The sequence below is a fragment of the Streptomyces sp. NBC_01298 genome, from assembly GCF_035978755.1.
Lineage (GTDB): Bacteria > Actinomycetota > Actinomycetes > Streptomycetales > Streptomycetaceae > Streptomyces.
On the sequence record NZ_CP108416.1, the window covers coordinates 73997 to 87532 of the forward strand.

The 13536-nt window shown below is 69.5% G+C and carries 14 protein-coding genes; 3 read left to right on the top strand and 11 right to left on the bottom strand.

Annotated elements, in window-relative coordinates; translation table 11 throughout:
* Positions 1-30: 30 nt before the first annotated feature.
* The 4 genes from OG730_RS43080 to OG730_RS43095 all read right to left on the bottom strand — a co-directional run bounded on the left by OG730_RS43080 (position 31) and on the right by OG730_RS43095 (position 3858).
* A complete protein-coding gene (locus tag OG730_RS43080; RefSeq protein WP_327309943.1) occupies positions 31-894 on the bottom strand; it encodes an AfsR/SARP family transcriptional regulator in 864 nt (287 codons plus the stop codon).
* A gap of 401 nt (positions 895-1295) precedes the next feature.
* Complete coding sequence (locus OG730_RS43085) at positions 1296-1925, bottom strand: ScbR family autoregulator-binding transcription factor (RefSeq protein WP_327309944.1); 630 nt, start codon at positions 1923-1925, stop codon at positions 1296-1298.
* 13 nt (positions 1926-1938) lie between these two features.
* Entirely contained in the window at positions 1939-3522 is a 1584-nt protein-coding gene (locus tag OG730_RS43090) for an acyl-CoA carboxylase subunit beta (RefSeq protein ID WP_327310025.1), read from the bottom strand.
* A 129-nt stretch (positions 3523-3651) separates the two neighbouring features.
* Positions 3652-3858, bottom strand: coding sequence for an acyl-CoA carboxylase subunit epsilon (locus OG730_RS43095; RefSeq protein WP_327309945.1), 207 nt, complete (start codon positions 3856-3858; stop codon positions 3652-3654).
* Between the two features lie 268 nt (positions 3859-4126).
* Between OG730_RS43095 and OG730_RS43100 the strand changes: the two genes are divergently transcribed.
* Positions 4127-5122 carry a ScbA/BarX family gamma-butyrolactone biosynthesis protein gene (locus OG730_RS43100; protein ID WP_327309946.1) on the top strand — a complete coding sequence of 332 codons (996 nt, stop codon included), beginning with the start codon at positions 4127-4129 and terminating at the stop codon, positions 5120-5122.
* 32 nt (positions 5123-5154) lie between these two features.
* On the opposite strand, the gene OG730_RS43105 is transcribed toward OG730_RS43100, so the two are convergent.
* Positions 5155-6000 carry an NAD(P)H-binding protein gene (locus tag OG730_RS43105; protein ID WP_327309947.1) on the bottom strand — a complete coding sequence of 282 codons (846 nt, stop codon included), beginning with the start codon at positions 5998-6000 and terminating at the stop codon, positions 5155-5157.
* A 136-nt stretch (positions 6001-6136) separates the two neighbouring features.
* Between OG730_RS43105 and OG730_RS43110 the strand changes: the two genes are divergently transcribed.
* The gene (locus OG730_RS43110) at positions 6137-6808 is read left to right on the top strand and encodes a ScbR family autoregulator-binding transcription factor (RefSeq protein WP_327309948.1); all 672 of its coding nucleotides are present in this window, start codon (positions 6137-6139) and stop codon (positions 6806-6808) included.
* An 8-nt stretch (positions 6809-6816) separates the two neighbouring features.
* Here the strand turns inward: OG730_RS43110 and OG730_RS43115 are convergent, their stop codons facing one another.
* The 5 genes from OG730_RS43115 to OG730_RS43135 all read right to left on the bottom strand — a co-directional run bounded on the left by OG730_RS43115 (position 6817) and on the right by OG730_RS43135 (position 12639).
* Positions 6817-8328 carry an FAD-dependent monooxygenase gene (locus OG730_RS43115; RefSeq protein ID WP_327309950.1) on the bottom strand — a complete coding sequence of 504 codons (1512 nt, stop codon included), beginning with the start codon at positions 8326-8328 and terminating at the stop codon, positions 6817-6819.
* 163 nt (positions 8329-8491) lie between these two features.
* Positions 8492-8881, bottom strand: a complete 390-nt coding sequence (locus OG730_RS43120) for a DUF6009 family protein (RefSeq protein WP_327309951.1) — start codon at positions 8879-8881, stop codon at positions 8492-8494.
* Positions 8878-10359, bottom strand: coding sequence for a DNA primase family protein (locus OG730_RS43125; RefSeq protein WP_327310026.1), 1482 nt, complete (start codon positions 10357-10359; stop codon positions 8878-8880). The genes OG730_RS43120 and OG730_RS43125 overlap by 4 nt, the downstream gene beginning before the upstream one ends.
* Positions 10360-10463: 104 nt before the next feature.
* On the bottom strand, positions 10464-11576 hold the full coding sequence (locus tag OG730_RS43130; RefSeq protein ID WP_442815245.1) for a bifunctional DNA primase/polymerase: 1113 nt from the start codon (positions 11574-11576) through the stop codon (positions 10464-10466).
* A 616-nt stretch (positions 11577-12192) separates the two neighbouring features.
* Positions 12193-12639, bottom strand: coding sequence for an anthrone oxygenase family protein (locus OG730_RS43135; RefSeq protein WP_327309952.1), 447 nt, complete (start codon positions 12637-12639; stop codon positions 12193-12195).
* Between the two features lie 90 nt (positions 12640-12729).
* Here OG730_RS43135 and OG730_RS43140 point away from each other — a divergent pair, with 90 nt between their 5' ends.
* Entirely contained in the window at positions 12730-13308 is a 579-nt protein-coding gene (locus tag OG730_RS43140) for a TetR/AcrR family transcriptional regulator (protein WP_327309953.1), read from the top strand.
* Between the two features lie 27 nt (positions 13309-13335).
* On the opposite strand, the gene OG730_RS44420 is transcribed toward OG730_RS43140, so the two are convergent.
* Complete coding sequence (locus OG730_RS44420) at positions 13336-13491, bottom strand: hypothetical protein (RefSeq protein ID WP_442815246.1); 156 nt, start codon at positions 13489-13491, stop codon at positions 13336-13338.
* Positions 13492-13536: the final 45 nt, after the last annotated feature.

A 13536-nucleotide genomic window follows, 5' to 3' on the forward strand; every position in this document is an offset into this window, starting at 1 on the left:
CACTGCGGTGTGGGGCGAGGAGCCCGCGGTTCAGCTCGCGCGGGCCACGATCCGTACTCCGCCGGCGGAAGCCGTGCGGGCCGCCGTGTCCGCCCCGGCAGAGGCCGTGGCCGGCACCGCCGTCTCGGGGTGCAGCATGAGGATCGAGCGCTGGAGTCGGCTGAGGGCCGCCGAGGGTTCGAGCCCCAGCTCGGAGACGAGCGTGGCGCGCAGCCGCTGGTAGACCTTGAGGGCTTCGCCGCGGCGTCCCGAGCGGTGCAGCGCCAGCATGAACTGGCCGTGCAGGCTCTCGTGCATCCGGTACTGGTTGACCAGCACCGTCAACTCGGACAGGAGCTCGCGGTGACGCCCCAGGCGCAGGTCTGCCTCGATGCGCTGATCGAGCGCGCACAGCCGGGCCTCGTCCAGCCGCCTGACCTCCGTATCGATGCAGCTGCCGCCCTGTACGTCGGTCAGAGCAGGACCTGTCCACAAGGAGAGCGCGTCGCCAAGGCGGCGCGACGCACCCGCGTAGTCCTCGGCGTCCATCGCCCGGAAGCCGGTGCCGGCCCGGCGCGCGAACTCCCGGTAGTCGACGGTGCCGCCCCGCGTGTCAAGGCGGTAGCCGCCGGGGAGGGTAGCCAGGATGTCCTTCGACGTGCAGCGCTCGTCCTCGTTGCGCGCGAGCGCCTTCGAGATCAGCAATCGCAGCTGCAGGACATAGGTCTGCAGCGTGGTGCGGGCACTGCGCGGTGGGGTCACCCCCCACAACTCCTCGATCAGCACGCTCACGGGGACCACTTGGTCGGCGTGGAGCGCGAGCAGAGCGAGTACGTGTCTCGTCTTCGGCGCGGTCGGGGTGATCGACACCCCGTTCTCGCGTACCGATAGCGCACCCAGCACTTCGATGTCCACTTCTCCCCCAAAAGGTCACCCGAAGGCTGTTTTCAGCCTGCGTGCTTGCGACTGCAGTGCTGGTGCACTGTCACACCAGACCCCTTGATAAAAAAACAGCACAGTCGGTTTGTCAATATGGATGGGCTCTTTTCAGCCACGCCTCCTACCGCACAACCTGCCCACCAGACTGCCGACGTGCACGTTTGTGCTGGCCCGAGCCTGTTCTTGCAGTATCAGCCGCAGCTGATCAGGAAGGACGCATCATGAGATGGCCGGATCCACACCCCGACCCATATGCGAAAGCCCCGGGGCGCACGCGTGCGCGCGACCCGAGGCGACGGAGGGGCCCCCGGCTGGATCTCGTCCCGAGCTGACGCCCGGGGCATCGTCCGGGACTCTCAAGGGACCAGACGGTCCGTTCAACGCTCGTCTTGATGCTCGAGGCCTTCGGCCGCGACCGTGCCGAGGACGTCCCGCGACGCCAGTGAAGGCAGCAGCAGTTCCCAGAACTGTGTGACCGTGCGGTGTGAGATCCAGGCAGCGTCCCGGGCGCACAGGACCTCGAAGCCCACGGTCGCGCCGACCACGGCGGCCACGGCACTCTCCAGCGCCACCCCCGGACGCAGTTCCCCCGCCGCTCGGGCTTGCGCCATCTCCGCCTCGACCCAGCGCTGCCAGTGCTCGCGCAAGTCGGTGCGGCGCGGCCGGGCCACGTCGCCGCTGAGTTTGAACCCGGCACGCAGAACCTTGTCCGTGCGCAGCGCCCGGGCGAGACCGTGGGTCACGCTGACAAGGCGCTGCAAGTAGCTCGAACCAGTCGGTGACACCCGGTCGGTGACGGCACGCAGCCTCAGCAGGGCAGCGTCCTCGACCGCCTCCGCCAGGGCCGCCTTGGACACGAAATGGAAATGCAGTGCGCCGTTGCTCACCCCGGCCTGAGTGCTGATCGTGGAGAGCGACGCGACCGTGAAACCCTTACGGTCGAATATCTCGGCCGCGCGTTGGATCAGGTTCTCCCGAGTCCGCACTGCGCGTTCCTGCATGCCCATCAAGTGTGCTCCGTTACTGCGGGGGATTTCCGTGCTTGCGAGATGGCACGTCAGCGTGCTTGTTGCGGAGCATCGCGAGGGCGCTGACCAGCACCTCGCGGGTCTCGGCGGGGTCGATGACGTCGTCGACGAGGCCTCGCTCGGCCGCGTAGTACGGGTGCATCAGCTCGGCCTTGTACTCCTTGACCATGCGCGCACGCGTGGTCTCGGGGTCTTCGGATTCCGCGATCTGCTTGCGGAAGATGACGTTGGCGGCGCCCTCGGCGCCCATCACGGCAATCTCGTTGGTCGGCCAGGCGTAGGTGAGGTCGGCGCCGATGGACTGGGAGTCCATGACGATGTACGCGCCGCCGTAGGCCTTGCGCAGGACCAGGGAGATCCGCGGCACGGTCGCGTTGCAGTACGCGTACAGCAGCTTCGCGCCGTGGCGGATGATGCCGCCGTGCTCCTGGTCGACGCCCGGCAGGAAGCCGGGGACGTCCAGGAGGGTGATGATCGGGATGTTGAAGGCGTCGCAGAGCTGGACGAAGCGCGCCGCCTTCTCGGAGGCGTGGATGTCCAGGACGCCGGCGAGGTGGCCGGGCTGGTTGGCCACGATGCCCACGACCTGGCCGTTCAACCGGCCCAGGGCGCAGATGATGTTGCGGGCCCAGCGCCCGTGGACCTCCATGTACTCGCCGTCGTCGACGAGCTCTTCGATGACCTTGAGCATGTCGTACGGGCGGTTGCCGTCGACGGGCACCAGGTCCAGCAGCGCGTCCGAGCGCATGTCGACGGGGTCGGCGCAGGGGACGCTCGGCGGGTGCTGACGGTTGTTCTGCGGCAGCATCGACAGCAGGAACCGGACCTCGGAGATGCAGGTCTCCTCGTCGTCGTACGCGAAGTGCGCCACCCCCGAGGTCTCGGCGTGCACGTCCGCGCCGCCGAGGCCGTTCTGGGTGATCTCCTCGCCGGTCACCGCGCGGACCACGTCCGGACCGGTGATGAACATCTGCGAGGTCTCCCGGACCATGAACACGAAGTCCGTCAGCGCCGGGGAGTAGGCCGCGCCGCCGGCGCAGGGGCCCAGCATCACCGAGATCTGCGGGATGACACCCGAGGCCTTGGTGTTGCGCTGGAAGATGCCGCCGTACCCGGCGAGCGCCGAGACGCCCTCCTGAATGCGGGCACCGGCACCGTCGTTGAGGGAGACCAGCGGGGCACCGGCCGCGATGGCCATGTCCATGATCTTGTGGATCTTCGTGGCATGGGCCTCACCCAGAGCGCCACCGAAGATCCGGAAGTCGTGCGCGTAGACGAAGACCGTACGGCCCTCGACCGTGCCCCACCCGGTGATGACACCGTCCGTGTAGGGCTTCTTGGCCTCGAGGCCGAACCCGGTCGCACGGTGGCGACGCAGCTGCTCGACCTCCTTGAAGGAACCCTCGTCGAGCAGCAACGCGATCCGCTCACGGGCGGTCAGCTTGCCCTTGGCGTGCTGCGCTTCGGTCGCACGCTCACTCGGCCCACGCCGGGCCTGCTCCCGGATCGACTGCAGTTCGGCCACACGCCCGTGAGCATCCGCCGCCCCCACAGAGGCCCGAGAAATGTCTTCCAGAACAGTCACGACACGTCCCTCCCTCAAGGTGCGGCCCGATCGATGCCCACCATAACAAACCGCTCATGCGGTTTGTAAGGGTGATGCGTGGCACGCACACAAATCAGCCTTGATCAACAACCTCGGGCTCTACCGCCAGCTATACGGAGAGCGGTAGTCCGCCACGGCCCTTTCGGGCCGCCACGACGGAACGTCCGACGGTTCCTGCTCGCCCCGGCTCTCTCCGTGCCCGGTGAGCACCGAACAGAGCACCACGGTCACCGCCGCCAGCTCTTCGTCACTCGCCCTCCCTCGCTCGATACGGAGAGCGAACTTCTCGCCGCCGGGAACGCCCATGACTCCTCCTCAGACCTTCGGCCACGGTCCGCGACGCACCTCAAGGCACACTCGAGACCCGCCAGGGACCGAGCGGAGGACCCCAGGGGCAACCGAGCGACGCCGAGCAGGGGGAATGGCCGGGCGGGGATGGCCGGAGTTGAACGCTCCGCAAATCCTCGCCCTGGAGGCTCGCATTCCCCTGGAAACTAAACCGGTTGGTATGTATCTTTTTCGAGGCTTCAAAGCACTGCAACAACTCGCCAGCGCCGTTTGTTCAGGGGGAACAATGACTGCGACTACATTCCGAGTTGAGCGTCCGTCGATACCCTCTTCGCGGGGACGGACATGGCCTCACACCAGTCCCGCCGGCCTGTCCTGGCCAACTCTGACCAGCACTGTTCCCAAGGAATTAGTGCATCGGTCCGCTGTCGCGGAAGTCATGCTCACCGACTGGGAACGCGAAGACGACACCCGCTTCCGGGTGGCCGCCCAGTGGCCTCGCGGCCACAGCTTCTTCACTCCCGTCGCGAACGGCTACCACGACCCTCTCATCGGCTGCGAGACGATTCGTCAGATCGGCCTGCTCCTGGGGCACGCCGAGTTCGGCGTGCCGCTCGGACATCAATTCAGTGTATGTGACATCAACATAGCCGTGCGCCCGCAGCATCTGCGGGTTGGCTGGGCCCCGGCCGCCCTCGACATCGAGGTCACCTGCACGGAGATGAAGAGCCGCGGCAGGAATCTGTCGGGTCTGCGCCTCGAGACGGTTTTCCGGCGCGAGGGGCACATCGTTGCGACCGGGGGCGGCTCGTTCTCCTGCATGACCCCGGGGGTGTACCAGCGCATCCGCGGCAACCACACCCTCTACGGGCCCTGGCACCAGCTGCCGCTCGTCAGTCCTGCGGCGCCGCAGAGCGTCGGGCGCATGTCGCCCATGGACGTGGTCCTGTCGCCCACGGACGAGCCCACTCGCTGGCAGCTGAGAGCGGACACGCGCCACCCCGTACTGTTCGAGCACGCGGTGGACCACGTACCGGGCATGGTGCTGCTCGAGGCGGCCCGGCAGGCCACGGCGTCGGTGCTGGAGCGGTCCTCCTACCTCCCGCTCGACGTCGCCGCAAACTTCAAGCGGTACACCGAACTGGACTCACCCTGCATGATCGAGGCCGAGCGCCTTCCCGGGAGGGGCCCCGACGACGAGGAAACGGTCCTGGTGACCGGCCATCAGGACGGCGAGCTCGTCTTCGACGCCACGGTGGTCGCCGGGTCGCACGGCGTTTGAGGGAGCAAGCGGCGGTGCAAGACAGCACGCCGTCACCGGGCCGAGAAGGAACCCAGGTGATCTCTGGCCCACACGCGAAAGCAGCCGGCCGGCCGGCCGAGCAGCGCAGGGACGGTTGCGTCCATCCGGGCCTTCGCCCCCGCGCGCTGGCGCTCCGCGCCCGCCAGGAGCGCTTCGACGAGGTCGTGGGGGTACCGCTTGCCCAGCGCGGCTCGCGCCTGGTCCGCGCCCAGTTCCTCGAACCTGAGCGGACGGCCCAGCAGTTCGGCGAGCTGCGCCGTCTGCTGGGCCGCCGTGATCGGCTCCGGCCCCGTCAGGGTGTAGGCCCGGCCCGCGTGGCCCTCCTCGGTGAGGGCGCGCACCGCGACGTCCGCGACATCGCGCGGATCGACGCACGCGTTGGGCGAAGACCCGTACTGGGCGCGCACCACGTGCTGTGCGCGGACGGAATCCGCCCAGGCCAGAGCATTTGACATGAACGATCGAGGGCGCAGCAGGGTCCACTCCATCCCGGACGCGCGCAGGAGGTCCTCGTTCGCCCGCTGCCACCGGGTGATCAGATCGTTCGCCCCGGGATCCACGACCGCGGCCGCGGACAGCTTCACCACGTGCCGTACGCCGACCGCCACCGCGGCCCGGACGAAGCGCGCGTCGTCGTCGCCGATGCGGCTGGTCACGAGGAAGGTGGCGCGCACGCCATCCAGTGCCCGGGTGAGCGACTGCGGATCGCTGTAATCGCCCTGGACTATCTCTGCCCTCCCGGACGCGCCGGTCACGCGCCCCGGATCCCGCGCCAGAATGCGAACTGCCAGGTCAGAGGGGAATCGGCGGACCACCTCTCGCCCGATCCTTCCTGTTGCACCGGTGAGGAGAATCATGACTTTCCTTTCCTGACCCGTCACTCCTCGGCCCATCGACCGAAGAGAAGGTTGACCGTTGTAAGATACAAACTGGGCGGTTTTTTACTGGTCGCCGGAGCACCCGACACCATCCCCGAAGGGGGGAGGAGGCAGAGTGGCTGAGCAAGTACGAGCCATCCGCACGCGGCAGACGATCCTTTCCGCGGCGGCCAAGATCTTCGAGGAACACGGATACCAAGCGGCCACGATCTCCCAGATCCTCCGGGAGGCGGGGGTGACCAAGGGAGCCCTGTACTTCCACTTCCAGTCGAAGGAAGAACTGGCCCAAGGCGTCCTTGCGGAGCAGGACCAGCAGTTCGTCATCCGCAGCAGCGCCTGCAAGGTGCAGGAGATCGTGGACGCGGTGATGCTGCACGCGCACCGGCTGCAGACCGACCCCATGGTGCGCGCCGGCGTACGGCTGTCGATGGACCAGCTGACACAAGGCCTGGACCGCAGCGGCCCGTTCCTGCGCTGGAGCGAAGTCGGCCTCGCACTGTTCCAAGAGGCCCAGGGCCAGGGTGAGCTGCTGCCCCATGTCGTGCCCACCGAGACGGCGGGCGTCCTCGTGGGCGCGTTCGCCGGAACCCAGTCCATGTCCCAGGCCATCTGTGACTACGCGGACCTCGCGACAAGGGTGTCCGCACTGATGCGCCACCTGCTGCCCAGCGTCGTGGTTCCGTCCGTCCTCGCCTCGCTCGACCTCTCCGAGACCCGTGGCGCCACGGTCTACGCCGAGGCGTTCAGGCCCGTGGACGAGCTGGTGGGGGCAGGCGGCACCGCCTGATCTCGCAGTCACACCCCGCTCCGTCGCGGGTGACGGACGCGAACACCTCGGGCCAGGTACGCCGACAGCGCGACGGCCAGGCCGTCACGTCCGGGGGCCCATGCGATATAGCCGTCGGGCCGCACCAGCAGCGCCTCGTGCGGCACGTCGGGAGTGGGCATCGCGTGCACCACTCGCAGGGTCCCCTCCCATTCCCGCGCCGCGTCGCGGTAGCGGCTGCCCTTCTCGCCGAAGAGCAGCAACAGCGGCTTGCCCTCCGCCAGAAGCCCGATCACATCGGTCTTGACTGTCGCGGTCGTGAGCGCGACGTTGTGCAGGAACCTTCCTGCATCGGGGGCGGACCACCCCGTGGGCTCCGGGAGCACCGTGTCCTGAGCGCTGATCATGCCGCCGAGGCAGCCCCCGGTCGGGTCCGCCGCCAGAATCTCCGCGAACACGGCGCGCAGCGCGTCGGCTTCGGTCCCCTCCCGCATCAGGGCGAGCTGGGCCCGGGTGTTCTCGACGATGCGCCGGGCGGCCGGCCGCCGCTCCAGATCGTAGGTGTCGAGCAGCCCCGCGCTCGCCGTACCGTGCACCGCGAGGGCTAGCTTCCAGCTCAGATCCAGGGCGTCCAGCACCCCGGCACTCAGCCCCTGCCCGCCGATCGGGAAGTGCATGTGCGCCGCGTCCCCGGCGAGGAAGACACGCCCCGCGCGGAAATTCCGTGCAAGCCTCGTGAAGTCGCTGAACCGGCTGAGCCAGCGCGGAGCATCCATCGCGATCTCGCGTCCGGCTATCCATGACGCCTCCCGACGCAGTTCCTCCAGGCCGAGCGGGCTGTGCCGGTCGGCATGCACACGCAGGAAGTTGGCTGTCCGGACGTGCGTACGGCCCCCTGTATCGGGCTTCGCGACGATCCATCCCCGAGGGGTACGGTGCCACCCCGGGGCCAGGGCGGCCGGGTCCGGGAGCGTGACGGTCGCGGCCATGGCCGCGACCGTTGCCGGGTAAGTCTCGGACTCGATGCCCGATTGTTCGCGCACCGTGCTGCGCGCACCGTCCGCTCCCACCGCGTATCCGGTGACACAGGTGACCGTTCCCCCCGGCCCCTCAGCCGTGATCCGCACCCCGTCCGGCTCCTGGACGATGCCCGTCACTTGGTGCTCGCGCAGGATCCGGACGCCGGCCCGGCGGGCCCTTTCCTCGAACAGACGCTCCAGATCGGCCTGGGAGCACTTGAGGATCGGCTCCGGCTCGCCCTCGGGCGCCGTGATGACCAGTCCGGGCAGACCACCGAAGTGGAAGGGACTCGCCCCTCCGACGTACGGAGCCGAACCGGCCGGCAGGTGTCCGCGCCGCGCCAGGCACTGCACGGCCCGGGCGTGCAATGTGTTCGCCTTGGGCTGCTCGCTGACTGCGGCCGCCCGTTCGATGACTACGGTGTCGACGGCCCGGGCGCCGAGGTCGGCCGCGACGAGCAAACCGACCGGCCCGCCCCCGACGACGGCCACTTGCGCCCGAATCTCGCCTTTCCGCGACACGACAGCACTGTGCACGTCGATGGCTTTCCCCCCCGAGCTAATGCCTCTCAACGACGACAGAAATATACCGGGTGGCCTGTTCTTTTTTCGAGTGCGGAGGAATCAGGCCTTACAGGGAGGAACAGGGCGTCAGGGTCGGCACAGGGGAAGGGCCGCCCCGGACTCAGCCCGCGGTCCCCAGGCGGGCCGAAGACATCGGGCCGCCCTCAGAGCGCTCGGTCTTGCATCCCTTGACGCCCGGCGCCAGGGTACGCGCGTCCACGGCCTCCGCGGGTGCCCCGGTGGCGTACAGCCCCTCCGGGGCGGTGTCCCGGTCGTGGGGGAGCAGCCAGAAGACCCGGCGCCGGAAGGTACCGGAGTTGCGGGAGGGCTTCGCCCCCGGCCCCAGCACCGCGTACCCGACGATGCGGCCGTCGCGGTGGTAGGCGGGCCTGCCGCGGCGGGTCGGGAGCCGGTCCAGGCTCTGGCGGACGTAATCGAGCCGGCTGATGTCCTCGAGCCAGACGAGGTCCGCCTCGTGCAGGATCTCGTCCTCTGCGATGAGGGCGCTCATACTCTCTCCTCGTGCGCGAGCAGGCCGATGCCCGGGTAGTACTTGCGCTGGTTCGAAAGGATCATCGCCTTCGGCGACACCAGACCCACCGCCTCGCGGACGCGTGCCGCGAACGCCCGGGAAGAGATCGCCGGAGCCCCTTCGCTGCGGCACCAGCTCCGGTACGCGGCATACAGAAGCGCCTGTTCCGCCCGCAGACCGGGCTCGAACCGGCAGGTCTCACCGATGAACCGCCCGGTGTGGTCCTCGGTCTCGGCGTACGCCGAGGTGGCGATGCGGACCCGCTCCGGCCCCGAGAGGTCCTTGTCGCCGCCCAGATAGCGGCGGGCGCCCTCGATGAGCCAGTTGAGGATGCCCGGGCCCTCCCGGGTGACCAGGACGTCCGCCAGGTTGTCGATCTTGCGGTCGTCGGAGACCACGCGCTCGAACGGGATGAGCCGCATGCGCCGCCAGAACGCGAAGCCACCGGTGCCCACTTCGGGCCGGTGGTTGCCCAGCAGCCACAGCTTGTGCGTGGGCTCGAAGCTGAAGAAGTCCTGCCGCATCCGGCGCGCCTTGATGCGGTCGCCGCCGGTGAGCAGTTTGACGCGGGCCTCGTCGAAGCGGTCGCCCGGCTTGACCTCGCTGCACACGATGACCCGCCGACCGTGCAGTTCGGCGAGGTCGGTCGGGTGGCCCTCGTACGGACGCGCCATCAGGAACCCGGGCGGCGCGGCGTCCGCGTAGTCCCCGAGGAGCTTCATCAGGACGTCCAGCAGGACCGACTTGCCGTTCTTGCCGGAGCCGAACAGGAACGGCATGACCTGGGCGCCGACGTCCCCGGTGACGGAGTAGCCGAGCAGCAGCTGCAGAAAGCTGATCATCTGCGCGCCTTCGGGGCCTCCGCCGAAGGTGTCGGTCAGAAAGCGGTTCCAGCGCGGGGTGGCCATCGGCTCCGGCGCGGCCGACGTGCAGCGCGAATGGAAGTCCTTCGTCGGCTGCGCCGCGCGGATGTGCCCGGTACGCAGGTCGACGACGCCCGCGGGGGTGCACAGGGCGTACGGATCCGCGTCCAGCAGCGCCGCGTTGAGCACCATGCCCGGGGCGGACTTCGCCTGGGTGAGCATCGCGTTCATGCCGCTGGTGCTGAGCGCGCGGCGACGGTGCTGCTGCAGCGCGACCGGGGTGTAGACGCCCCGGGGGTCGGTGGTGGCGATGCTCTCCGCGAGGTCGCCGGCGGCCCAGAGCACGGTGTCGTCCTCGTCGATCTGCCAGCGGGTCTCGTCCCAGCGGAACCAGCCCATGCCGGGAACATGCCGGTAGTCGTCGGCATAGAGCTTGACGAACAGTTTGGCGTTGCCCCGGTCGGTGAGCGTGTCCGGCAGCAGCCCGGCCGCCGTCGCCTCGCCGTCCGCGTGCGGGGCACGCGCCTCCTGGGCGGGGACCTTGGGGGCCACCGCGACGGGGCTGGTGACCGGGATGACGGGCACGCCGGTCATGTCCGCGTCCCGGTCCTCGTGCTCCGCCGCGACGGGCTGCGCGAGGATCTGCGCGGCGGCGGCCTGGACGTCGAACTCGCAGAGACGGCCGCCGTTCTCCAGGCTCACCTTCTGCCTCCGAGCGAGAGCGGGCGCATCGCGCCCGCTCTGAGCCCGCTGCGGATGACGGCGCCGCTGCGGCGCTCCTGCCCCGGCCGGGCCCGCTCGGCCGCTTCACGCAGCAGACCGGCGGCGTCGGTCTCCGTCAGGTGCCCGGCGGCGACCAGTCCGCCGGCGGTGTAGGCGGCGCGGTTCAGTTTCTCGGAGAACGCGGCCCCTTCGGGTACGGCGGCGCAGGCGACGACCTCGGCGAGGACTCCGGTCAGGAGCCTGCCCGGGGCGCCTCGACCGCCGCCCGCCGCGATGACGGCCTGGCGGGCCCGGGGCGGTACGGAGCGGGGCGCGGCCACGTGCGCCGGTGACAGGTGTCCGGTGCGCTCCAGTTCCCGGGCGAGCCAGGCCGGGAGCGGCGCGGGCTCCCGCGCGGGGCCCACGGGCTCGTAGACGCCCGCGCGGGTCACGGTGCCGGGGGCGACGATGTAGCCGCCGTGTGCCCGCAGGTCGACCTGCCAGGCGAGGGCGCGGCCGTTACCCGATCCGGTGGAGCACTGCCAGCGGTGGCCTCCGTGGTCCCGGTACCAGACGTGCAGTCCCCCGGAAGGAGTACGCACGCGCAGGGTCGAGGCGTCGTCGGCAGGGCTGACGGCGCCGCGCAGGGCGGCCAGCAGGCCCAGGGTGTGAAAGCCGTTGGCCAGTCCGGTCAGGTCCACGTCCGGAGAGATGGCGACGCCGGGCAGCAGCCGGTCCCGGTCGGGGAGTTCGCGGGCGTGCGCGTCGATGTCGACGACCACGAGGTCCGCGGGACCGCACGCGACACCGATGCCCAGGTCCGGGCGGGAACCCCAGCACTGCTCGATCCTGGCGGGGTCGAGGGTGGCCGCGTGGAAGCCGTGGCACCAACGGCCCGCCCGGAGGCAGTCGCAGGCACCACGGTGGTGGCCCGCCGAACGGCAGGTCTCACAGTTGCCCACGGGCGTCTTGCGGCCCGGAGCCAGCGGGTGAACGGGCCAACCGCGCCGCGCGCACCACAGGGCAGTCGTCAGAGGCTGCTGTTCCCCCCAAGCAGCTCTCCCCGACTGCCTTGGGTAACTACGCGAAACTCGCAGCTCACCTGCCATCCACTTCCCCCATCAGCGACTGAAGCGACTCAACGCCTGGAATCAGGCTAGCGAAACCACCGGGAGGCAAGAGACAACTGAGCCTGCGCAAGCGCGTGCCTCCGCGGAGTGCTCCAGCTACCCGGCGACTGAAGACGCAGCTACCGAATTTTCTTCGGTAGCTCGTTGAGACGCTCACAAAACACCAGGTCACAGAGGTGCACAAGCCAAAACAGCGACTGAAGCGACTCAAGACCCGTATATATGACGCCCACACACACGCACACGCGCACATGCGTTGCAGCCCATATACCCGGACCTTGAGTCGCTTCAGTCGCTGTCTGGCTCAAGCACCCCCTCTGAACAGGGGTTTTACTCATCGCATCGCAGCGACTGAGCCAGCCCTCAGTCGCTGTTCCTCAGTCGCTCCGCCCCGCGGGCCGACGTCGAAGGGCCTTGAGCCCTCCTCTGCCCGGGCTTTAGCCGGACGTGAGCAGGCCGACGGGCCACGGCCGGCCCCCGCCGGGCCACCCCGGATCCCCGGGACGGGCGCGGCCGCGCCGACCAGGGGACGCGAGGGGCGCGACCTGCTGATGGAGGGGCGGCTCGCGAGCTTCGTGCAGTCCCCGCAACGAGCTCAGGCAAGGGCGGAGACCAGCAGGGCGAAGGCGGCGATGATGACGGCGACGCGGGCGTAGTGGAAGCGTTCCCAGCGGTGCAGCTGCTGCTTCCAGTCGGCGGGCCGGTTCTCGGGGGTCCACGTCTTGTTCAGGTTGTTGATCGGGACGAGCAGCAGGATCGACATGACCACGCTGAGCATCAGCAGCGCGCCGGCGGTGACGACGAGGCCGGTGCCGTGGTGGTCCCATCCGGCGATGGCCCAGACCGCCACGAGGACGAGCGAGCCTATGTACCAGACCGGCATCACGGCGCCGAGCATCCGGCCGCCGTGGGCATGGCCGAGTTGGCGGCTGTCGTCGGGGAGTGCGTTGAGGATCCGGCTCATGACGAAGGCGACGGAGAACTCCACCCCCACCATCACGCCGACGATCACGGTGGTGAACACCTCGAGTGCGTTGAGCATGACGACTCCTCCGATATCTAGCATTGCTAGGTGATGGGGCAACGCTAACTCTGCTGCCGCTCTTTTGTCTAGCAGTGCTAGGATCGAATCATGTCAGTACACGAACGCAAGCTGCGCGAACGGGCGGTCCGCGAGCGCCTCATCGTGGCGACGGCCCGCGAACTCGCCGAGCAGCAAGGCTGGGACGCGGTCACCACCCGCCGGCTCGCCGAGCGCATCGAATACAGCCAGCCCGTCCTCTACAGCCATTTCCGCGGCAAGCGCGAGATCATCGGCGCTGTCGCCCTCGAGGGTGCCACGGAGATGGCCGCGGCGCTGCGGGCCGCGGCCTCCGCCGCGGACGACCCCCGCACCAGGGTCGCCGCCCTCGCCCGCACCTACCTCGCATTCGCCGAGCACAACCCGGCGGTCTACGACGCCTTGTTCCAGCTCGACGGCGGCCTGGCCTACGCCCAGGAGGACACCCCCGAGCCTCTGAAGGATGCTTTCGCCGCCCTGCTGGAGACGCTCGGCGAGGTCGCCGGGGACGGCGTCCACCCGGGGCTGTTCACCGAGGTGTTCTGGGCGGCCCTGCACGGGCTGGCCACCCTGATCCGGGCGGGACGGCTGCCCCCCGGAGACGCCGAGCGGAGGGTGGAGCTGCTGGTGGACCGGCTCGCCGTCGTCTGACGCATATGGTCGCCGCGGGCCACGGGGTCAGCGGGCCGCGTGGACGGCCGCGGCGTCCTCCGGGCCGTAGGCGCGCAGGGTGTCGAGGTCGCCCTCGACGATCAGCGCGGGGCAGCGGACGTCGCCGAGGCGGGCGCCCGCCTCGGTGGGGGCGGACACCCCCATCTTGGCGACGACTGCCATCCGGCGCTGCGCAGGATGCCGGTGCCCCGCCCGTGACTGGGAGGG